This is a genomic window from Paenibacillus sp. FSL K6-2441 (assembly GCF_037964765.1).
Classification (GTDB): domain Bacteria; phylum Bacillota; class Bacilli; order Paenibacillales; family Paenibacillaceae; genus Fontibacillus; species Fontibacillus phoenicis.
Map to the genome: position 1 here is coordinate 2,480,066 of NZ_CP150174.1, position 21,757 is coordinate 2,501,822.

Here is a 21,757-nt window from a genome sequence, read left to right on the forward strand (position 1 = left end):
AGTTCAATTCGATTGACAATTCCCGCTTGCGAGCAGTCCTGCGACCTAACAAAACGCAAATAGCCCGAGGGACTAGGTGGTCCTTCGGGCTAAATTTCGAGATAAAGTTTTTTTAGAAAATACGCCGCTTCCATCCTTGGAGCTTCGCCAACGCCTCAACGAAGTAATAATCCCCGTAGATCAGCGAAACGTTCACGTTCTGATTAGCTGGCTTGTGGCCCGTACCTTGAAGCAGGATGGCCTCATGCTTCGGATCGTCCCAAGTGGCATAATTCGTAGCGAGTGAGCTTAAGATTCGCTCGGCGGCAGAGCGGTACGGTCGGCCAATCGGTTCATCCAGTTGGTCGGCAAGCTCAAGCAACCCGGAGGCAGCGATCGCTCCGGCCGAGGTGTCACGGGGAATCTCGTCGTCCCCAGCTTCCAGTATGGCCCGGAAATCCCACGGCGGGACGCTGTCCTCAGGCAAGCTAGCGATAAAGAAATTTGCCACCCGCTGGGCTGCACTTAAGTACACTGCGTCGTTGGTATGACGGTACGTATTCGTCAGGCCGTAAAGCGCCCAGGCGTTCCCCCGGCTCCAGGCCGAGTCGGGACCCGCGCCTTGTCCGCCTAACGCCCCCACGCGTTCGCCCGTTTCGGGGTCAAACACCACGATGTGATGGGTGGACCCGTCCGCCCGCACGAATTGCTTCACAACCATATCCGCATGAGCCTTGGCGATATGCGCAAACCGTGGGTCGCCGCTTTCCTCGGAAGCCCAGAAGAGCAGCGAGATATTCATCATCGTATCGATGATCGACCAGCCGGTTTGCTTGCTGCCGTTCCAAGCCCGGAGGTAGCTTCCCTTCGGGTTGAAGCGGCCGGCCAGGAAGTTTGCCGCAAACAAGCCTCGCCGCAAGGCGTCTTTGTCGCCGGTCAGCTTATACTTAAAGACCGCCGTCGGCAAAAAATGAAAACCTACATCATGATCAAAAGCATTCTCCTGCTGGAACAACGCAAACAACCGTTCATCCCAAGACCAGGCTGCCTCCCGCCATCCTTCTTCACCCGTCATGTCGTACATCAGCCAGAGGATCCCCGGCCAGAATCCGGAGGTCCACCAGTCCAGCTTCGTATCGTCATAAATTCCGTTTTGTCCTGCAACATGCGGAGCCTTAGATCCCAAGGAATCCCGCATCAGCGACACCTTGGACTCCAACCGCGGCCAGATCTCCTGGCTGATCGTTTTTAAGGTCGTTGTCATGCTTCTCCTCCTCTACCTTTACTCGTGGGACTTCCCCCTCATCCATTACCCCTTCAACGATCCGACCATAACACCTTTCACGAAATAACGCTGTAAAAACGGATATATGCACATGATCGGAAACGTCGCCACAATGATCGTCGCATATTTGATCGTCTCCCCGATCTGGAACCGGTCTCCGGCGGAGGCGCCGATCGACATACTGTCCGTCGAGTTCGAGATCAGGATTTCGCGGAGCACGAGCTGTAAGGGGAACAACTCCCGGCTTCGGATGAACACCGAGGCATAGAACCACCCGTTCCATTTGTCCACCGCATAATACAAGATCATCACGGCAATCACGGGCATGGAGAGCGGGATGATAATTCGGAACAGGATCGTAAAGTGATTCGCCCCATCGATCTTCGCCGACTCCTCCAAGCTGTCCGGGATGCCCATAAATGACGTCCGCATGATGATCAGATTAAACGTGCTGACTGCAAACGGGATGATCGTGGACCATAACGAATCCAATAGACCTACGCCCTTGACGATCAGGTACATCGGAATCAAGCCGCCGCCAAAAAACATCGTAAACACGATGATGAACATAAAGACCTTGTTCCACATCACGTTTTTGCGGGACAATACGTAAGCGCCCAGGGCAGTCATGAAAATATTCACGGTCACTCCAAACACGACGATAAACAACGTATTACGAAACCCGATTCCGATCCCCGGGTTGGCGAGCACGGCCCGATAGGCTTCCAGGCTGAAACCCACCGGCTTCCAAAGCAGTCCTTTATAAGCCAACAGGCGCGCCGGATCACTAAGGGAGGCTAACAGAACATAGACCAACGGATACAAGGTCGCGATCACGAGCAAAATCAGCAGGGTATAATTCACCACATTAAATAATCGATCCATCCAACCGCTTTCCGTCTTCATCGCTTCCACCTCACCATAAGCTGTTTTCATTCACTTTGCGGCTGATGTAGTTCGCGGAGATGAGCAGCGCGAGATTGATCACCGAGTTAAATAATCCCACGGCCGAGCTATAGCTCCAGCCGAATTCCAGCAACCCTTTGCGGTACACAAAGGTGGAAATAACATCCGCCGTTTCGTAGGTGATCGGATTGTAGAGCAAAATGATTTTTTCAAAACCAACGTTCAGCAAGTTCCCAATCCGCAAAATAAACATGATGGTGATGACAGGTACCAGGCCGGGTAGGGTGATATAGAACATTTGCTTCAGCCGGCTGGCCCCGTCAATTCGAGCGGCTTCGTATTGCTCGAGATCGATGCTCATCAACGCGGCAATATAGATGATCGATTCCCAGCCGATGCGTTGCCAGATTTCCGACAACACGTAGATCGGCCGGAACAGCTCCGGCTTCTGCAGCATCGCTTGACCATCGTACCCAAGCAGCATAAACAGCCGGTTAATTAGGCCGTCCGCATTCGTAAAGTCCGTAATGATGCCGCAGATCACAACTAAGGAGATAAAATACGGCATATACGTAATGGTCTGCACGACCCGTTTGAAGCGGCGGCGGCGCACTTCATTGATCAGCAAGGCCAGGATGATCGGCGCGGGGAACTCAAAGATCAGCGTATATAAGCTGATGAGTACGGTATTTTTGAGAACTCGCAAGAAATAGTAGCTCCCGAAGAACTCTTCGAAATGCTTGAGACCCACCCAGTCGCTCCCCAAGATCCCCTTAACCGGGGAAAAATCCTTAAAAGCGATGATTGCGCCATACATCGGACCGTAATGAAAAATCACGTAGTAGGCGATGACGGGAATCATCATGAGATACAAATATTTGTTTAACCGAAAGTCCCGGATCAACCGGCGTTTGAAGGAAACGGGTTTATTCATGCGCTTTAGGGGTTCACCTCATTTCAAGTCGGGAGGGCCTATACGCCCTCCCGTATGCTCCTTATCGATTGTTGTAACGCTCCAGCGCTGCAGTTTGAATCTCGATGGCGCGGTCCAGGCGAAGCGACTTCATTTTTTCTACATAGCTTTCAAATTGGTCCACGGATTCCTCCCCTAAAATGATCTTGATCGTCATCTCATCCACCAGCGTGTTGATGTCGTTCATAATCGTGGCATATTCCGAGCTTTCCTCCGGCGTTGGCGTAATCGGCGGCAATTGGTATTTCGCGACATCGGTGTTCTTCCAAATTTCGATCGCATCCCGCTGGGTTTGCAGGGCGAAGAATTGCTCCGCATACCGTTTGTCTTGTACGAACGGTCCGTTGTAGCTGCCGCGGGCATATAACGAAATCGCTTGCGCCGGCGCGAGTTTATCTGGATTTTTCATGAGCAAGTCGGTGTATTTCGGATATCCGTCCACCAACTCGTAGCTGACGCCTTCTTCCCCAAAGTTGAAGAACATATGGCCTTCCTCACTGTACCCGTAATCCAGCATCCGTACTGCCAACTCCGGATCCTTGGCGGCCGTTGTAATCGCGACCGTGCCTTCAGAGGAGTACGGTTGGTTCCGCTGCCCGAATTTGGGCTTCTCGCCCTTGTTCAGCACCGGATAAGGAGCTGCCACAAGCACTGCTTTCGGATCGTTCGCCTCGATCAACGGCTGCCATTTTCCCATCCCGCCGCCAGCGTTGCCGATCGTGGCACCCGTTGCTCCGGAAGCAAGGTTGCTGTCGAGCGCTTTACCATCGACCGTCGCGATATTTTTATCGAGCAGCCCTTCCTTATACCAAGATTGGAACAATCTTAAATACTCCTTGAATCCGGGTTCCGCAGGACCAAACTTGATCTTCCCGTCTTCTTGGTAAAAGCCTTGAGTCACCCCATATGCACCCAGGAACGCTCCGTTGTAGGATTCATTAAAGAAGCGCGGCTTGCTGACCAGCGAGAGCGGAGCGGCAGCTCCCTTTTTCTCCTTAAACGCACGGAGCGTGGTCGTCCATTCGTCGATTGTTTCCGGCACCGGCAGTCCAAGTTCATCTAGCCAGTCCTTGCGGATCATCGGCCCCTGGAAGACCTGCAGATACTCATCGCCCCGGATAAACGGAAAGACGTAGTAACTGCCGCTGTCGGTTTTCACCATCTTATCGATATCTGGATGCTCCTCTAAATACTTCTTCAGATTGGGCGCGTACTTGTCGATCAGATCGTTCAGACGCAAAATATACCCGTCACTGATCGCTTTCTCCGGGCCGCCGGGAAAACTCATGAAGTTGTATTCGATCATATCCGGCAGATCGCCTGATGCCAGCATGACGTTCAGCGCCTCGCGGGCTTGACCTGCCGGCGGTGCCGTAAATTCGAGCGGAACCCCGGTTTTCTCCTGCCATTTCTGAAAGAATGGAACATCGTTATGGGAATTCACAATCCCGATCAGGTTCCCGGTCAAATCCCCCCAATACGTTAGCTTCTTATCGGTTTGGATTGGATAAGTCGCCCCCGTTTCGGTGACCGAGGTGTTGCCGCCAGCATCTGTTCCCCCTTCATTGGATTTTGCGCTGTTTGTCTGCCCCCCGTTTGAGCATGCCAGCAGCATGGTGCTAAGCAAGCCGATGGCTAGGCCGGTTGAGACCCAGCGGGCTAAGGATTTTGTCTTCATATACCTTCCCCTCCATGAATTGTGATGGGAGTTAACCCATCCTCAGCATACGAACAATCCACAGGGCGGCCTATGGGCAAAACCTCCAATGGCATGTTGATTTCGTTTAGGGCAGATTGATGATTTATGAAATGCGGTTGATGATCTATGTAAAAAAGCCCACCGAACGCTTAGGTTCAGTGAGCTTCTACCTTAATTTTGTTCCCCACAATATTTCTTAACAAAGTTCTCTAACACGCGATCCAAATTCACTCGGCGGTAACCAAAATCATCTGTTGAGCTTGGGATGTTTGATCACTGCTCAAGGCTTGAACTACGATACGGTCATGCATACTGCGACTGCCAAAGTCCCACGTGAATGACCAACCGTCGCTTCCGTCAAGATCATAACCGATGAGTTCCCGTTCTCCCCACGTTTCCGTCCCTGTTGGAACGACCCAAAACAATACGGTTTCAACGTTTAAGGCTTTCACTTTAAGGGTCATTGTCGTCGTACCGTCACGAACTATCCACCAGCCGTCGTTTTGCGGCAAATCCGTGGTGACCTCAAGAATTTGAGCTCGTTTTTCCTGGGCTTTGGGTTCTTGAGGTTCATCGGAATAGCTGCATGCAGATAAGATCAAGAGGACTAATAAACTAACTCCAACTATAAATAATTGCCTCATTCGATTCTCCCTCTTTAAAGACTTGAACCGCTATTGAGCATTCGAGAACTTGCGAGATGTATTCAAGCAGCAAAAGGCTAACCGCGAACGGCTAGCCTTTAGTGTTGTTATATGGTCATCCCTTATGACAGGACTGTAAAATATCATCCATCAGCTTCATCACCTTGCGAACTTCCTGATTCTTCACGATCGGCTCAGCGCCTTCGCGTACGACTTCATAGAAGTTCTGATAGAACGGTACGAAATCTGCTTTAGGTTCAGGGAAAGCCAATTTCTCCGTAGCTTCCTCCGAAGGAGGCGCCATCGTCTTGGTGAGTCCCACGCCCGCTTGGATTGGGGTTGGAGCCGCCACATCCTCACGGCCGGTAGCTGCGATGATTTCGCCGGACAAATCCCAGTCGTTAATCTTCGCCGTCCCTTCAAGGCCTTTCACGTACCAGCGCGGAAGCTTGGTATAGTTGGTGGTGCCGACTTCGACCAGCGCCTTCACGCCATTTTCAAAGGTAATGTAGCACATAAATCCGTCATCGACTTCATCACCTAAGATATAGCTCAAATCGGAAAATACACTTTGCACAGGGCTATCGACCAGCCACAGCAGTTGGTCCAGCAGATGGACTCCCCAATCGAGGAGCATACCGCCGCCATGCTTTTTCAAATGACGCCAATCGCCTGGAATGCCGTTCGCCCCCTGAACGCGGGATTCGATTTGAAAAATCTCCCCAATCGTCCGGTTCTGATACAACTGGCGAATGATAAGGAAGTCCGGGTCCCATCGCCGATTTTGGTGAACCATAAAGACCTTGCCCGTCTCTTCAGCCACCGCCAAAATGTCATCCAACTCTTCGGTATTCATCGCCACCGGCTTTTCGCAAACGACATGTTTGCCGGCCCGCATCGAGCGAATCGCAATTTCCTTGTGGGAATCATTAGGGGTCGCGATTAAGACCGCTTCGATGTTGTTATCGGCTAATACTTCCTCCAGGCTGCCATAGATATGCAGGCCTTTGCCCTTGGAGATTTGCTGTCTTTCTCCGGAAATATCATAGGTTCCCACGACATGAAAGCGAGAGCTTTCTGCCGGAATGAGGTTGTGGGCATGGTAAGAGCCCATCCCGCCATAGCCGATGACGGCAAAGTTGATCTTCGACATCTTGCTTGCTCCTTTACGCCCACCACATGGCAGAAGGCTGCTCATGGATCATGATGGATTTCAAGTTAGTAATGGCACGAGTGAGGCCTTCATCCACCGACATGATCGGATCTTCATGCTCGATGCTGAGCACATAATCATATCCATATACGCGCAATGCGGAGATGATATCCGACCATACCTTCAGGTCATGGCCGCAGCCTACCGAACGGAACGTCCAGGCACGCGTCTTCACATTGCCGTAAGGCTGCATATCCGTTAACCCGTACATATTAATGTTATCCTGATCCAGATACGTATCCTTCGCATGGAAGTGGTGGATCGCACCAGCCTCCCCAAGGATCTTAACCGCAGCAACCGGATCAATTCCTTGCCACCACAAATGGCTTGGATCCAGGTTACAGCCGATCGCTTTACCGGTTGCTTCACGCAATTTCAACATGGTGTATGGCGTATGAGCCAGGAAGCCGCCATGGAGTTCGATCCCGATTTTCACGCCGGCCGCTTCCGCTTCCTTGTTGATCTCCTTCCAATACGGGATCAGCTTCTGCTCCCATTGGTAATTGTAGTTGTCATCGTATTCCGTTGGCCAAGGCAAGACCGGCCAGTTCACTTGGGTATCCCCCGGTTTCCCGCCCGATACGCCGGAGAATCCGTTGACGACCGGAACGTTCAGCAAGCTGGCCAGTTTAATCGTTTTGCGCAGCAAGGTGTCCGCCTCGGCAGCCACTTCTGGGATCGGGGAGATCGGATTGTTGTGGCAGCTAAGCGCAGAAATTTCGAGGCCTTTGTCCGCTAATTTGGCGAGATATTCTTTTCTCGCATCGCTGCTGGCCAGCAATTGATCAATATCCAAATGAGCGTTGCCCGGATAACCGCCGGTCCCGATTTCAACCGTCTGCAATCCTTTCTTGGCCACTTCCTCAATCATCTCTTCAAAGCTTAAATGATTAAACAATGGTGTAAATACACCCAGTTTCATCGCTCTTCACTCCTAATGGTTTACCTTATTTTTCACGTGCTTCATAGTGGCCGTAAACGGGATACAGATTTTGGGTTGGAGCGCACCAGCGGATCCCGTTCTTAATGACCTTCTGCACTTTCTCGTTATAATAGCTCGGATACGTTTCATGGCCAGGTTGGAAATAGAAGATCTTCCCGTTCCCCCGCCGGAACGTACAACCGCTGCGGAACACTTCGCCTCCAGGGAACCAGCTGACAAAGATCAGCTCGTCCGGTGCCGGAATATCAAAATGCTCCCCGTACATCTCTTCCTTCTCCAACTCGATAAAATCGCCGATACCTTCGGCAATCGGGTGGCTCGGGTTCACGTTCCAAATGCGGCTATGCTTCCCGTCTTCCCGCCATTTCAGGTCGCAAGAGGTTCCCATGAGTCTCTTGAAGATTTTGGAGAAATGTGCCGAATGCAGCACAACCAGCCCCATACCTTCCAGCACCCGCTTATGCACGCGTTCCACGATTTCATCCTGAACTTCATCATGGGCCATATGCCCCCACCAGATCAGGACATCCGTATCCTCTAATACTTCTTCCGTCAAGCCATGCTCTGGTTCGTCCAACGTTGCCGTCTTCACTTTGAATTGGTCCTCACGGAGAAACTTTGCAATTTGCCCGTGAATCCCTTCCGGATATACTTCTTGAACGACTTTATTGGTCTTCTCATGCCGATATTCGTTCCATACGGTGACTTGAATCATGGATATCGCTCCTTGATCTTATAGGTATACCGGCTCGCCGGTCTTCGAGGATTTGTAAATCGCCTCTAGAATTTCCGTAACCACCAAGGCTTCTTCCGGTTTCACGACAGGCTCGGTATCATTTAGGATCGCCTGAATCCAGGATTGGGCTTCAAGCACCTCCGGTCTTTCGCCTGCACCGTCGTAGAAAGCAACGCCGCCGGTTTGCAGCTCGATCTTCTTCTCATACAGCAGGCTGTGGTCTTCCCCGTTGATGGTCAGGCCATTGTTCATATCGGCGCCTGCTTTGGTTCCGCACAGCGTCGTTTTTGCTTCCTTTACGTCCAGGCTGTTTAACGCCCAGCTGGATTCCAGGAAGATGGTGGCCCCGTTTTCCATCACGACAAAACCAAATGCGGAGTCTTCTACAGTGAATTTTTCCGGATCCCAAGGTCCCCATGCATTCGCTGCATTTTTCGTTTGGGACAATTTATGATACGTTTTCCCCACCACGTACTTCGGCTTGTAGTTGTTCATCATCCAGAGCGTCAGGTCAAGCGCGTGGGTACCGATGTCGATCAATGGACCTCCGCCTTGCGCTTCCTCATCCAGGAATACGCCCCAAGTTGGTACCGCGCGGCGACGAATCGCATGAGCTTTAGCAAAATAAATTTCACCCAAACCGCCCTCTTCACAAACTTGGTGCAAATATCTCGAATCCGTCCGGAACCGGTTCTGATAACCGATCGTTAATTTCTTGCCGGTCCGCTTGGACGCTTCGACCATGCTTCTAGCTTCTTCAGCCGTCTTCGCCATCGGTTTCTCGCACATCACATGACAGCCCGCTTCCATCGCTGCAATCGAAATGACCGCATGCGAGGAGTTTGGCGTACATACATGAACAACATCCAAATCGGTATTCGCTAACATCGTTTCATAGTTATCAAAAACCTGCGCATCCGCAGTACCAAATTTCTTCTTCGCTTCCTCCGCACGTTCCACGACAATATCGCAGAAGGCTACCATTTCTACTTCTTTCACCTCGGAAAGAGCCGGCATATGCTTGCCGTTTGCAATCCCACCGCATCCGATAATACCAACTTTTAGTTTCATCTTATCCCTCCTGAAAGCGTTTCTATTGTCGAATTCATTATAGCCAAATTTATAACTGCTTTCTTCCCAATTTCCTCGCATGATACTCCCGAATATTGCCCTCCGGTTCAAAAAACAAACAAGGGCTTCTACCGAGAATAAACTCGTAAAAGCCCTTGATCTTTAAGACTCTATTAGATTTTTGCGATACTGCAGCGGCGATTGTCCAACCTCATCTTTAAACACATGATGGAACGTTTTGACGCTGGCGAAGCCGGCTTTATCGGCGACTTCCGCCATAGGGATATTTTCGTTGGCCAAAATAAACTTTGCTTGATTGATCCGATACTCCGTCAGGAACTGCATGAACGTCTGCCCGGTATTCGCCTTAAAGAATCGAGTGAAATAGTACGGACTAAAGCCCACGAATTTCGCCACGTCTTCTAGGGTAATCACTTCCCGATAACGATTTTCCACATATTCAAAGACTTGATTCAGCAAATCCAAGGTTTCTTTGTGCTGAATCGTGGATCGCTTGCTGGGCAAGTTCGAAGTTTGGCGTCTTGGCAAATGCAAATAAAACTCGCCGATTAATTGGTACAGATATCCGAGGGTCAAATAATTCATGCCCATCGGTTTCGTCTGTTCGACTTCATATAAATGAATTAACAGCTCCGTCGCCTTCTGGGCTAACCCCTGCGGCCAGTTGCGGCTAAGCGGCTCGCCGGTTTCAAAGAGATTTAATAAGGAGTCCTCTGAAATGCGCAGGGTTCTCTCATCAAACAGTTTCAGATTAAACTGATAGACATACCGTTCACTCTCTGGCGAAGCCAAGAAATAATGAGCCTCCCCGCTAGGGAAAAAGAAGATCTCCCCTTCCTCCAACTGGACGATCTCTTCCCGAACGCCGATGTTCACCTTGCCTTTGCGGGAATAGATGATTTCAATTTCTTTATGCCAATGCGGATAGACAATCGTCATTCCGTCATTTAGGAACGTTCGAAACAAAATGGAATCCTGAAACTCCGGGATTTCCAAGTACTCGCTCATAACCCTGATGACTCCCTGTACGTTGGATTTTGTCGTGTTCAGTATGATTATAAGGGGCTTCCCTGATCCGGACAACCCGAGGTGGGAATCTATCTTGTCTTTTTACACTTCTTGTTAGAGAAGTCCATGAAAAACCCACCTTTCGCTATATGCTTCGGGTGGGTTGCTGGTTCTTCCTCTATTATTCTGAATGAACCTCATCTACCATCGCCCGAAGACGCTGGCAATCAATCGCAGTAGCTTCTAACGGCGGATAGTTCTGAAACTCCTCTTGCTCCACAATTAACCAAGGGATTTCATTCTCCTTGGCGAATTGGACGAACTCCTTCATCGGCAGGACACCGGAACCAATTTCCGTGCTTTCCCGAGGAGAATCCTGCATATCTTTCATATGAAAAAGACCAATCCGATCTTTATGCGTCTCTAGCCAAGAAAATGCGTCCAAGCCGGCATCCGCCAACCAGTATAGATCCACTTCCAGGTCGATCTGTTCGGTACGTTGCACCATTTCAGCAAGAATATCTACGCCAGGGATCTCCGTGAATTCGTTCGCATGATTATGGTAATAAAATTCGAAGCCTCCAGCTGCAGCCTTTTTCGCGACCTCCTCCATCTTCGCAATGAAGGTGTGCCAAGCTTCTAAGGTCTGGAAGCTCGCATAGGGGATCACAATCCGAGAATTTCCAATTTCCTTCTCGAAGGCCAACGTCCCCTCGAAATCCCGTTCCAAAGCCTCAAAAGAAAGATGCGAAGCCGCGACCTGCAATCCCAGTTCCTCTAAGTAACCTTTGACTTCAGCAGCACTTTTCCCATGATAACCGGCAAATTCAACGCCGTCATAACCGCTTTCTTTTACTTTTTTGAGCGCTCCATAAAAGTCCGCTTTACATGCATCCTGAATACTCCATAATTGCAAGGCAATTTGGGGTTTCATCGAACCTCCTCCTTTCACGAGTCCATTATAGCGAAATCACCTCCCACATTCTTCCCGCTTTCTTCCGAAAAGCTCCTGAATAATGCGCTTTCATAACCGACATGATAAAAGGCCACAACAAGAAATCCTTGTTGCAGCCGGTAGATAATGACTTCCTTCTATTAATTTTGTTGGAACAATTGGGGATACAAAGCATGTACGCCGCCAGCAAAGTCACGTTGCACGTTACGGCTAAATTCATCGGCGACAATTTCGTAGTTGTCTGCTTCAACACCGTCGATGGCAATCTTCGCAATATCCGCAGGACTTGCTTTTGGTGCTTTTACATTTGCAGTCCGATCGACCAAATCCTGAATGGAGGTTCGCTCAAATCCTTTCTCCCAGAACAATTCCATCGCTTGCTGCAGTGCGGTCTCCTGATCAAATTCCCTTGGTCGCTCCATTCTAAGCTCCTCCTTTCTTCTTCATCATACAAGTTTGAGAATGATTAATAAAGAATGATCGATTAATGAATACTATTGTTCCGACGACCGTCAAAAACAAAAAAACTTCCATCTTTATTGCAGACGAAGTTCTAAGGTGTTTAGGTCAATTTTGAATTTTCCTTCCATTAATATATCAAGTCCTAGTAATCCATTAATGTGCTCGTATGGAAACGACATAAAGTCAATGAATGCATTCTCTATTTTAAGTTCAGCTATCTGAATGGAGTCTACTTTCTTAACATAAGAATGCTCTTTTCCACCAATTCCATAGCTGGTATATATCTCATCCCCAGCCTGCACTCGAATGCCTAAATCATCAACAGCATCCTGTGAAATTAATGTGTGACTCGCTCCCGTGTCAATCACGATATTATCAATCGTCTTTGAGCGGCCTTCATAAGAAAGTAAAATTGTCGTAAAGAGCAATCCATCTCGATATTCAAATTTCATTTTATCTTGCTCCTTAACCCAATACTTTTTCTAATCCTTACAATAATCTTGTCATTGGATGTATGATAAACCAAAGTATTGTCCTTGCTATTTAGTAGTTCATCAGTAGCATCTTCGTCACGAACAGGTCCAATTACAGCTACTTCAGAAACAACTTCTTTATCGTCAATTTTATTGAATTGGAGAACTTCGAATTTAACAAATTGATTTGGATAAATGGCTCTAACTTCATCCCATTTCATAAGTTAATTCCTCCAATAATTTTTCTTAATTGTATCATAAACAAGATGGACATGTCGGTTAGATATAAATTCACATAAACGGAATAACCATCTCTTAGTAAATTATTGTTACCCTCAAATAACTTGTAGGAAGTTATCCACGCCTCCGCCTCCTCTTCCTCAACACAAGTTTAATCGAAAGAATGAAGGTGAATTGGAATTTTATGAAGTATTCGCATAATTTTACGAGTCCGCGATCAAACATGGAGCACGGCCGGGTATCAGTTGTTTCCTTCCCCACATTACTCCTGCCACCGAGACATTGAAACTGGATATTGATCCGAAAAATAAACCCACTTTTCTCACTTCCTCTTGTTTTCGATAAAGCTGTTCGCCTGAAACTTAACCATCAAACATTCTCTGTATGATATAATGTATTAAACGCATTGTTTGTGACCATATCCTTATTTAAGGAGATGATTCTTATGTCTATAAGCAAAAATGAACTTAATGAATTAATTAATAAACTTTCTGATCAAGACATTCCACTTGTAGCTGATTTGGTTAGACGCCTTATTCATCCTGCAGATCATCATATCCCATATGATGACGAACCTCTAACAGATGAAGATATTCAAGCAGTTAAAGAGGCACGACAAGAATTCCTTGAAGGTAAAACCATAAAATTCGAGGATATTAAGCATGAATTACAAAATTGAATTATCTAAAAAAGCATATAAATACCTAAAGAAGCTTGATCCTAAAACGACGTTTATCTCTTCATATTGAACTACTCTCTCGTAGTCATCAGCATAGCAACGCGTGGCGATGTATATAACAGACTTTGAAATTATTAGATGTATTTGACCTAACAATTTTCATTTAATGAAACGAAGCAGCCCTTATCACAGGCTGGTTCGTTTGTTATCTGACCATCTTCCATAAACGAAGCTACATGAAGTTCCTGATTTCTGATATACATATGCAAATTCTCTTTAACAAGTGAAACCTCAGGAGTTTTGATAGACTGCAATCGGACTAATTTCAATGACAGGGCCATCAAGATAAAAAGATTTTTCATCAAAATCAATGCCGTTTCCGAAAGAGAATCCGTGATTGCTTATATCATTAAATCCCGAAAACAACTTTAACATATCGTCCTCTTTCATTCGAAGTTTACCTGGCAAGAATTTGATCAACTCAACCTTTCCTGGTTCAGGCGTAATTTTTCTCACTCTTCCGAAAATAGTAAATTCTCCCTCTATTTCATAGTGTTCAGCAAATAAGTTATCCTCGGTTAAATTTAGTGAAGCAATAAAGGATGTTGAAACATCATTGTATGGTTTCAAAATAACAGTTGCATTTTTAGGTTTCAATAAGTTTGCAAGTAGCGTCACTTGTTCAGTCCCTGCCTGTTCTGAGAATAGCCCCTTGAATTGATTTACTAGGTCGACTAAAGAAGATAATGCTGATTCAACAGGTGATAATGATACTGTCCCATCAATCTCGATAAATTCTCCTATCTGCAACTGATCAATAATTGCATCATCGAAACCTGTTAATCTTTGGACTTTATTTTTCGAGTTTAGGATTGTATATAAATCAGTAAATAGTGCCGCTGTTGGTAGCCTAACAATTCCCTCTCGTTCAACACTTCTATTGTTGTCTCCCTTATATCGTGCAACAATTTTACCAATTGATGTGTTAACATTAACTTCAAGTCCGTTTTCATTCTTATTTTCATTAGATTGTTTAATTGTATATTCAGTGACAAGATCATTCACTATAACGCTCAACAAATCAACCGTTTTCTTTTTATCACAATACAAAAGATCAGGTAGAAAAAGTTCCAATTTTATCACTCTCCTAGTTTTTTTAATAGAAAAATTCCCACTTCTTTTAGTAATTCATCAAAGATGAACAATCACAAAAGTACTAGCACAATTTACCTATATCACATACTACTACAAAATGGAAGATTATGACGAAACAATTATATTTTGCTCGAAAATAAAGAAACTCCCGATATTACACGGAAGTCTAGTGAATTAATTTGATAACATACATTACTATACCTGAAAATAATCGTCTCTTTTACCTCTTCCCTCCCTCCTCACAAAATACCTCTATCATCACCAACGTCCCCATCCTAAAGCCCTGGACAAAAGCTTCCCTTATTACCATTGAATTAGATTCACCATTTAAATCTAAGATTTGCTCTAACGTGGCAAAGTCTTTCTCCGAAAAACTTTCTTTAGCCTCTTGCATTAAGTCGGAAATCTTTTTATTTAGTGGTCGATAGTCGGGATCTCTAGGAACAATTCGTTCTTCAGGTCTCAAGTTGCCGTAGAATATCTCTTCTACAATACTTTTCATACCTCTCTCCCCTTCAAGTGCGAAGTTACTATAATCAATCTCCTTTGAAATATTTGGTATATGAATAGATTTTATGCGAAAAATGCATAAATCTCAATATGCAATTTTCGCATAGAGTAAACTTAGCATGGGTGATATATGAATGTATAAGAGGATAAGGGATTTAAGAGTAGATAGAGATTTGACACAGCAGCAATTAGCTGAGCATTTAAACATTTCACAAGCAACCTATTCGCGGTACGAAAACGGGAACTTGGATGTTCCGAGCTCTGTATTGATTAAGTTAGCCAATTTCTACAACGTTAGTATTGATTACATTCTGGGTCAAACAAACAACTCAAAGCGTTCTAATGAAAAATAACTATGTACTCGTGAATACCGCTTTTAATACTCTGATGCTGCACTTACGCAAGAGATTTTTGAGCCTGTATTACCAAACCCACACCCCGAGGTGAACCCATGATCACAATCAGACCGCTACAACCCCAGGAATTCGATTTTTTCACGGATATGCACTACGAGTCGATTCATATCCCTCAGGGGAAGCCGCCGAAGGATGAGCTATTGAATGCGCCGCATCTGAAGAAGTATCACGAAGGTTGGGGGCGAAAAGGAGACCGAGCTTTCGTCGCCGTGAAGGACGATCAACTTGCGGGGGCGGTATGGTATAGACTGTTCGACGAAACGAATCCAGGGTATGGCTACGTCGATAACGAGACGCCGGAACTCGGGATCGCTATACATCCGGATTTTCGAGGGATGGGAATCGGGAGGATTTTAATGAATGAAATCATCAAGCAAGCAGCGCTTGACGGATACCGTTCGCTGTCCCTAAGCGTTGACCCAACCAATACTCCTGCCGTGGAACTCTATCAGAAATTAGGCTTTACCTACTTTGGGATCTCCGGAACCTCCTGGACAATGAAACTTGATATAGATCCAAAAACGAAACCCACGCCTTAATCCAAGACGTGGGTTTCTCTTGCTCCCTTATTTCAACTTCCACAAAGCAGGCACATTCGAAGGCTCCCAGCCCGGAAGAGATGTATGGGCTTGGATGCAGATATAAATGCTGCCGTTGTAGGATACTTGGTCGTTGACGTTATAGGATACCCAAGGTTGCCAAGGTTGGGCTTCGCCCGGAGAGCTGGACGGCGCGGTTGTCCCTTGGACAATAGCTCCTGAGGAGACGTTGCCGGCAGCATCTTTCGCTGTGACGGTAAAAATATACGTCGTGTTCGGGGACAATCCGCTAATGGTTGCCGTGGTATTCGTCGCATTCACGCTGCTGGAACCATAGGAGATGGTATAACCAACAACGCCCACATTATCAGTGGAAGCCGCCCACTCCAGAGTAATACTGTTTGGCGTAACCGCGGTGACCCGAAGCTGAGTTGGGGCGGTTGGCGGCGTTGTGTCGGGAGTTGGATTGGGGTCCGGATCTGGACCTGGCCCTGGGTTCGTCCCCAAATTGTCTAAATACGCACGATGAGACCGAGAAAATTCAAAGTTCGCCGCCTTGTCCCAGTTGATCGACCAGGTCATCAACCCTTTAAAGCCGGGATAACCTTGCGGTTGACGTAAGGTATAGCTTCCGCCAAACGATTGGCCTTTAATCAGGTAATCCAATGCCTTGTGTACATTAGCTGGCGTCGTATAACCTCCCCCCGCCGCCGCTTGCGTCGCCGGAAGGCCGATGAGCAGTTGGTCCGGGCGAAGAGCCGGGAACTTATAGTTCGCATTACCGCCGACATTAAATCCTTGCAGCAACATTTCAGCCATAGCCACTTGGAAGTCTGCCGTACCTTGAACGTAAGTCCTGCCGTCTAGAGCGGTCATCGGACCGGAGTTATAATGCTGCACATGGAGATAATCCAGTTGATCCCGGACGGCGTAAATGACCGGCAGATAAGCGCCCCAAGGACCGCCATAGGCTACATAACCGCCCTGAACATAAGCCGTCTCCGGCGCCATGGTTAACATGAAGTCCGGACCATAGCTGTTCAAAATTTCACGTACAGCGGAAATCAAATTCACGATTCTCGGCGTCGTCGGATTTCGAAAATCCACATCTCCCCCGTTTAAGGATAAAGAGCTTCCTTCAAGATCAATGTCCAGCCCGTTAAAACCGTAAGTATCGATAATACTCTTCATCGTCTGAACAAAAGTTTGCCGCGCTTGCTCCGTAGACAGGTCCACGGTTCCATTGGCGCCGCCCACGGAAATGAGGACCTTTTTGCCCTTCCCTTGCAGCTCACGGATATCCGCCTTGAAGTCGTTGACGGAAGCATTATACGGCGTAAATGCCATATTCCCGCTGGTGGGTCCTCCAATCGGTTCAGCGAACGCAACCTGAATGACATCAAAATCCGGTGAAACATCCCGCAGCCGAATATTCGTAGAACCGTTATCGAAATTATGCCAATATCCTACGAGTATTCGCTCTCCTGCTGCTCCAACCTGCTTGCCGTCAACATACGCTAAGATTGAAAGCAGCGGAACTACGAGAGCTAAGGCAAGCAACCAAATCTTTGTCCTCCATAAAAATCTGGCCTGAACCATAAATCTTCCTCCTTCGCTTGAATCGTCAATCTCCCAAATACCATAAAATGTGAGATTGCAATAGATATCTTATTTAACATATTCATCCATATTTCCTGCTAGATTTTGTATATTTTTTATAGATTTTGAGAATGAATAGACTTAAGACTTTGAGGATTGCGGCGAAACGAGGAAAATAAGAGAGAAAACCTAGGATTTGACAGTTTTGGCGCCTTGATATAATATGAAATTACATCCTTATTTTGCCATCTATGATGACATAAGGATGGTAGTTGATCCCACAATTTGAGGGCGCTGCTTTCCTGATCCTCCCTATCAGGAACAACCCCGTAATCTTCAGATGAAGATTGCGGGGTTCTTTGTTTTTTAGCGGCGGGAAAGGAGGAACCGAACGATCCTACAGCGGTTGGCTTGAAGTTCAAATGATGTCTATGTTCAGAACAGTAGAATAAGCTGGAAAGGTGGTTTGATCTATGAAACCGTTTTTAAAAAAATCTATTATCACACTGCTTGCTTCCACCTGTCTCTTTACAGCATGGCTCATCCCCTCAATCGCCGTACCTACGGTAAGCGCCGCTCCCGATACGTCGGTTCTTAACAAACAGGGCTTCTCAACCGATGTAATCTATCAAATCGTGACCGACCGCTTCGCGGATGGAGATCCTTCCAACAATCCATCCGGCGCGGCCTATTCTCCCGGCTGTACGAATCTGAAGCTTTATTGCGGGGGAGACTGGCGGGGAATCATTAACAAGATTAACGAGGGTTATTTTGCCGGAATGGGTGTAAGCGCTTTATGGATCTCTCAACCGGTCGAAAATATTTACAGCGTCATCGACTACTCCGGTGTCAACAGCACATCCTATCACGGGTATTGGGCTCGCGACTTCAAACGGACGAATCCGGCGTTTGGCAGCATGAGCGATTTTCAGGAGCTCATCAACACGGCACATGCCCACAATATCAAGATCATTATTGATTTCGCACCTAACCACACCTCCCCTGCTTCGGAGACACAACCTTCCTTCGCCGAGAACGGTCGGCTGTACGATAATGGCAACCTGATCGCTGGGTACACGGGGGACACCAACGGAATTTTCCATCATAATCAGGGCACGAATTTCTCCTCGCTCGAGGATGGCATCTATCGGAATCTTTATGATCTGGCCGACATCAATCACCACAACAACGTAACGGATACTTACTTCAAGGACGCGATTAAGCTCTGGCTGAATATGGGGATCGATGGCATCCGGGTGGATGCGGTGAAGCATATGCCGGAGGGTTGGCAGAAAAACTGGGTCGCTTCGATCGCAGGGTATAAACCGGTGTTTACCTTTGGGGAATGGTTCCTTGGCGTTGGCGAAAATGATCCGAACAACATCCGATTCGCCAATGAATCCGGGATGAGTCTGCTCGACTTCCAATTTGGGCAAAAGGTCCGGCAGGTCTTCCGCGACAATTCAGATAATATGTACGGTTTAAATAACATGCTAACCACAACAGCAGCTAACTACAAACATATTCATGACCAAGTCACGTTTATCGACAACCATGATATGGATCGTTTTAAGCTGGGTAATAATGACCGTCGCTTGGAGCAAGCGTTGGCCTTCACGCTGATGTCACGCGGCGTTCCGGCCATCTATTACGGGACGGAGCAATATATGACGGGTAACGGGGATCCGGCCAACCGTGGTTTTATGAGTGGATTTTCAACTTCAACCACCGCCTATCAGGTCATCGGCAAGCTGGCACCGCTTCGCAAATCGAATCCGGCACTGGCATATGGAAGTACGCAGGAACGCTGGATCAATAATGATGTATTTATCTTCGAGCGTAAGTTCGGCAGCAGCGTAGCGCTAGTCGCAATTAACCGCAGCACAACCAACGCCACCTCGATCACCGGCTTGCAGACCTCCCTTCCGGCCGGTACTTACGCAGACGAGTTGAGCGGACTGCTTAACGGCGGCAGTATTACGGTAAGTTCCACGGGAGCCGTCTCCGCCTTTAACCTGCCTGCAGGGGCCGTCGCCGTATGGCAATTTGCAGCGAACGAGTCCGCACCGGTGATTGGCAATATCGGAACGGACCTGGGCAAAGCAGGCACGACGCTGACGATTGATGGCCGAGGCTTTGGCAGTACGAAAGGGACGGTCTTCTTTGGCACGACGGCAGTCACCGGCAGCCAGATTTTGCAGTGGGAAGATTCCCAGATCCAAGTGACGGTTCCGGCAATCACCCCAGGGCAATATAACATCAAAGTCCGCAGCGCTTCCTCCGTAGACAGCAACAGCTACAGCAGCTTTAACCTGCTGACAGGGGATCAAGTCTCGGTCCGTTTCATCATCAACAATGCCAACACACAATTAGGCGAAAATGTCTACCTTACAGGCAACATCGCCGAACTTGGCAACTGGGATCCGAACAAAGCGATGGGTCCGTTCTTTAATCAGATCATCAGGACGTATCCGACCTGGTACTACGATGTTAGCGTGCCAGCCGGAACAACCTTGGAGTTCAAGTTTATTAAAAAGAACGGGACAGCCGTGACCTGGGAAGGCGGCGCGAACCACAGCTTCACAACGCCAACGAGCGGTGTCGGCACGGTTGAGGTCAACTGGCAGCCATAAGAAGCATTGAAAACGAGCAGCCTTGGATCATTCCTTGGCTGCTCGTTCTTTATCTGCTCATTTATTTCTCTTCAATTACCTGCCGATGGTTCTCCTCCTTCCGCTGCACATGGCTTACCCCCCAACTGTGCATTGCGTCTAGAAGCGGCTCCAGACTTCTTCCACACTCCGTAATCGAATACTCTACACGGGGCGGAACCTCGGGATAGACGATCCGTTCGATGATTCCCTCTTCCTCCAATTCACGCAGCTTCTGAGTCAGCATTTTTTGTGAAATGTCTGGCAGCTTGCGCTTTAAGTCGCTGAATCTTTTCGTGCCTTCTTGCAGTAACACCAACAAAATCACCGGCTTCCACTTTCCCACCAAAATTTCCAAAGCGTCACCGACGCGACAAAGCTCAGGTATCTTCTCCATAGCACAACCTCCTTGGTTTCTTATAAGTAACTATACCACTAAAAAGTGCGTACTTACTATATTTTCGTAAGCAAATTATAATTAGTGCATAGACAACATCTACATCACCAAAAAACAAGGGGTGAATTTTCGTGAACCAATACCGTATTGATCCCAGCAAAGGCCTGGAGTTTGGCATATACACCTTGGGCGATCATTTGCCCGATCCGAATAATGGACAACGAATTTCAGCCCAAGAACGAATTCGGCAAATCATCGAGTACGCCAAGCTTGCTGAGCAAGCGGGACTGGACTTTTTCAGTGTCGGAGAAAGCCACCAGGAATATTTCGCAACCCAAGCGCACACAGTGGTGCTTGCCGCTATTGCTCAAGCCACGAGCAAAATCAAGCTCGGCAGCACCTCCACCATCATTAGCACTTCGGATCCGGTGCGCGTGTATGAAGATTTTTCCACGATCGACCTCATCTCGGGCGGCCGGGTAGAAATCGTGGCAGGGCGCGCCTCCAGAGTTGGACTATTTGATTTGTTAGGTTACGATGTTCACGATTACGAGGAATTATTCGAAGAGAAATTCGATCTTCTGCGGTTGATCAATGAACAACAGATCGTCAACTGGAGCGGAGAGTTTCGCGCCCCATTACGAAATGCCAAGATCATCCCTCGTCCGCAAAGCGGCTCCCTGCCGATTTGGCGAGCGGTTGGGGGAAGTCCGGCCAGCGCGATTAAAGCCGGTTACGCCGGCGTTCCGATGGTAATGGCGCATTTGGGTGGTCCTGCTTCCGCCTTTAAACGGACGGTGGATATGTATCGGGAAGCCGCCAGAGAGGCGGGACACAACCCGGACGAGCTGCCCATCGCCACTGCAGGCTTTTTCTACGCAGCCGAAACCTCGCAACAGGCACTACAGGAGCTGTATCCTTACATCAACGAGGGCATGAAGAAAACGAATGGACAAGGCTTCCATCGGCAACTCTTCATGCAAGGCGGCGACCCGCATCACATCATCAATGCCGGCAGCCCTCAACAGATCATCGAGAAAATCCTGTATCAACATGAATTGTTCGGACATCAGCGTTATGTCGCCCAAATCGATTTTGGCGGTATGCCGTTTGATCAGATCAAACGGAACCTCGAACTGATCGGCACGGAAATCTTGCCAGCCATCCGCAAATACACGAAAAAATCCGAAGGAGGTAAATAAG

At 47.7% G+C, this 21,757-nt stretch carries 22 protein-coding genes and 1 pseudogene; 5 read left to right on the forward strand and 18 right to left on the reverse strand.

Features of this window, described 5'->3' with window-relative positions; genetic code table 11:
- Positions 1-112 precede the first annotated feature (112 nt).
- From NSQ80_RS11230 to NSQ80_RS11295, 14 genes and pseudogenes are all read right to left on the reverse strand, one after another.
- Entirely contained in the window at positions 113-1,243 is a 1,131-nt protein-coding gene (locus NSQ80_RS11230; RefSeq protein ID WP_009226556.1) for a glycoside hydrolase family 88 protein, read from the reverse strand.
- 45 nt (positions 1,244-1,288) lie between these two features.
- The gene (locus tag NSQ80_RS11235) at positions 1,289-2,170 is read right to left on the reverse strand and encodes a carbohydrate ABC transporter permease (protein WP_036646363.1); all 882 of its coding nucleotides are present in this window, start codon (positions 2,168-2,170) and stop codon (positions 1,289-1,291) included.
- 10 nt (positions 2,171-2,180) lie between these two features.
- Positions 2,181-3,104, reverse strand: coding sequence for an ABC transporter permease subunit (locus tag NSQ80_RS11240; protein ID WP_009226554.1), 924 nt, complete (start codon positions 3,102-3,104; stop codon positions 2,181-2,183).
- 61 nt (positions 3,105-3,165) lie between these two features.
- On the reverse strand, positions 3,166-4,821 hold the full coding sequence (locus tag NSQ80_RS11245) for an extracellular solute-binding protein (RefSeq protein ID WP_260071572.1): 1,656 nt from the start codon (positions 4,819-4,821) through the stop codon (positions 3,166-3,168).
- Positions 4,822-5,069: 248 nt separating this feature from the next.
- Entirely contained in the window at positions 5,070-5,486 is a 417-nt protein-coding gene (locus tag NSQ80_RS11250; RefSeq protein WP_339299042.1) for a hypothetical protein, read from the reverse strand.
- 115 nt (positions 5,487-5,601) lie between these two features.
- Positions 5,602-6,639 carry a Gfo/Idh/MocA family oxidoreductase gene (locus tag NSQ80_RS11255; protein WP_009226552.1) on the reverse strand — a complete coding sequence of 346 codons (1,038 nt, stop codon included), beginning with the start codon at positions 6,637-6,639 and terminating at the stop codon, positions 5,602-5,604.
- Positions 6,640-6,652: 13 nt separating this feature from the next.
- Positions 6,653-7,621 carry a sugar phosphate isomerase/epimerase gene (locus NSQ80_RS11260; RefSeq protein WP_085170310.1) on the reverse strand — a complete coding sequence of 323 codons (969 nt, stop codon included), beginning with the start codon at positions 7,619-7,621 and terminating at the stop codon, positions 6,653-6,655.
- A 25-nt stretch (positions 7,622-7,646) separates the two neighbouring features.
- Positions 7,647-8,357, reverse strand: a complete 711-nt coding sequence (locus NSQ80_RS11265; RefSeq protein ID WP_009226550.1) for a trehalose utilization protein ThuA — start codon at positions 8,355-8,357, stop codon at positions 7,647-7,649.
- An 18-nt stretch (positions 8,358-8,375) separates the two neighbouring features.
- On the reverse strand, positions 8,376-9,449 hold the full coding sequence (locus NSQ80_RS11270) for a Gfo/Idh/MocA family oxidoreductase (protein ID WP_009226549.1): 1,074 nt from the start codon (positions 9,447-9,449) through the stop codon (positions 8,376-8,378).
- A gap of 162 nt (positions 9,450-9,611) precedes the next feature.
- Positions 9,612-10,478, reverse strand: a complete 867-nt coding sequence (locus NSQ80_RS11275) for an AraC family transcriptional regulator (RefSeq protein ID WP_009226548.1) — start codon at positions 10,476-10,478, stop codon at positions 9,612-9,614.
- A gap of 181 nt (positions 10,479-10,659) precedes the next feature.
- Positions 10,660-11,412 carry a sugar phosphate isomerase/epimerase gene (locus tag NSQ80_RS11280; RefSeq protein ID WP_009226547.1) on the reverse strand — a complete coding sequence of 251 codons (753 nt, stop codon included), beginning with the start codon at positions 11,410-11,412 and terminating at the stop codon, positions 10,660-10,662.
- 344 nt (positions 11,413-11,756) lie between these two features.
- A pseudogene (locus NSQ80_RS11285) lies at positions 11,757-11,855 on the reverse strand (TetR/AcrR family transcriptional regulator); the annotation flags it as partial.
- Positions 11,856-11,969: 114 nt separating this feature from the next.
- Complete coding sequence (locus tag NSQ80_RS11290) at positions 11,970-12,347, reverse strand: retropepsin-like aspartic protease (protein WP_127576059.1); 378 nt, start codon at positions 12,345-12,347, stop codon at positions 11,970-11,972.
- Positions 12,344-12,589: a hypothetical protein gene (locus tag NSQ80_RS11295; RefSeq protein WP_339299053.1), complete on the reverse strand. Its 246-nt coding sequence runs from the start codon at positions 12,587-12,589 to the stop codon at positions 12,344-12,346. Before NSQ80_RS11295 ends, NSQ80_RS11290 begins: the two co-directional genes overlap by 4 nt.
- Before the next feature lie 464 nt (positions 12,590-13,053).
- On the opposite strand from NSQ80_RS11295, the gene NSQ80_RS11300 reads away from it, so the two are divergent.
- Positions 13,054-13,287, forward strand: coding sequence for a hypothetical protein (locus NSQ80_RS11300; RefSeq protein ID WP_339299055.1), 234 nt, complete (start codon positions 13,054-13,056; stop codon positions 13,285-13,287).
- A gap of 291 nt (positions 13,288-13,578) precedes the next feature.
- Here NSQ80_RS11300 and NSQ80_RS11305 read toward each other — a convergent pair whose 3' ends face one another.
- Both NSQ80_RS11305 and NSQ80_RS11310 read right to left on the reverse strand, forming a co-directional pair.
- On the reverse strand, positions 13,579-14,421 hold the full coding sequence (locus NSQ80_RS11305) for a hypothetical protein (protein ID WP_339299057.1): 843 nt from the start codon (positions 14,419-14,421) through the stop codon (positions 13,579-13,581).
- Positions 14,422-14,662: 241 nt separating this feature from the next.
- The gene (locus NSQ80_RS11310; protein ID WP_339299059.1) at positions 14,663-14,944 is read right to left on the reverse strand and encodes a DUF6809 family protein; all 282 of its coding nucleotides are present in this window, start codon (positions 14,942-14,944) and stop codon (positions 14,663-14,665) included.
- A gap of 142 nt (positions 14,945-15,086) precedes the next feature.
- On the opposite strand from NSQ80_RS11310, the gene NSQ80_RS11315 reads away from it, so the two are divergent.
- Positions 15,087-15,305, forward strand: a complete 219-nt coding sequence (locus tag NSQ80_RS11315; protein ID WP_009226010.1) for a helix-turn-helix transcriptional regulator — start codon at positions 15,087-15,089, stop codon at positions 15,303-15,305.
- Between the two features lie 98 nt (positions 15,306-15,403).
- Positions 15,404-15,907: a GNAT family N-acetyltransferase gene (locus NSQ80_RS11320; RefSeq protein WP_339299063.1), complete on the forward strand. Its 504-nt coding sequence runs from the start codon at positions 15,404-15,406 to the stop codon at positions 15,905-15,907.
- A gap of 27 nt (positions 15,908-15,934) precedes the next feature.
- Here the strand turns inward: NSQ80_RS11320 and NSQ80_RS11325 are convergent, their stop codons facing one another.
- Positions 15,935-17,506 (reverse strand): glycosyl hydrolase family 18 protein, encoded by a 1,572-nt coding sequence (locus NSQ80_RS11325; protein ID WP_339299064.1) that lies wholly within the window; start codon positions 17,504-17,506, stop codon positions 15,935-15,937.
- 473 nt (positions 17,507-17,979) lie between these two features.
- Between NSQ80_RS11325 and NSQ80_RS11330 the strand changes: the two genes are divergently transcribed.
- Complete coding sequence (locus NSQ80_RS11330; protein ID WP_260070789.1) at positions 17,980-20,139, forward strand: alpha-amylase family glycosyl hydrolase; 2,160 nt, start codon at positions 17,980-17,982, stop codon at positions 20,137-20,139.
- Between the two features lie 61 nt (positions 20,140-20,200).
- On the opposite strand, the gene NSQ80_RS11335 is transcribed toward NSQ80_RS11330, so the two are convergent.
- A complete protein-coding gene (locus tag NSQ80_RS11335; protein ID WP_009226006.1) occupies positions 20,201-20,554 on the reverse strand; it encodes a helix-turn-helix domain-containing protein in 354 nt (117 codons plus the stop codon).
- A 131-nt stretch (positions 20,555-20,685) separates the two neighbouring features.
- Here NSQ80_RS11335 and NSQ80_RS11340 point away from each other — a divergent pair, with 131 nt between their 5' ends.
- Positions 20,686-21,756 carry an LLM class flavin-dependent oxidoreductase gene (locus NSQ80_RS11340; protein WP_260070788.1) on the forward strand — a complete coding sequence of 357 codons (1,071 nt, stop codon included), beginning with the start codon at positions 20,686-20,688 and terminating at the stop codon, positions 21,754-21,756.
- Position 21,757 lies beyond the last annotated feature (1 nt).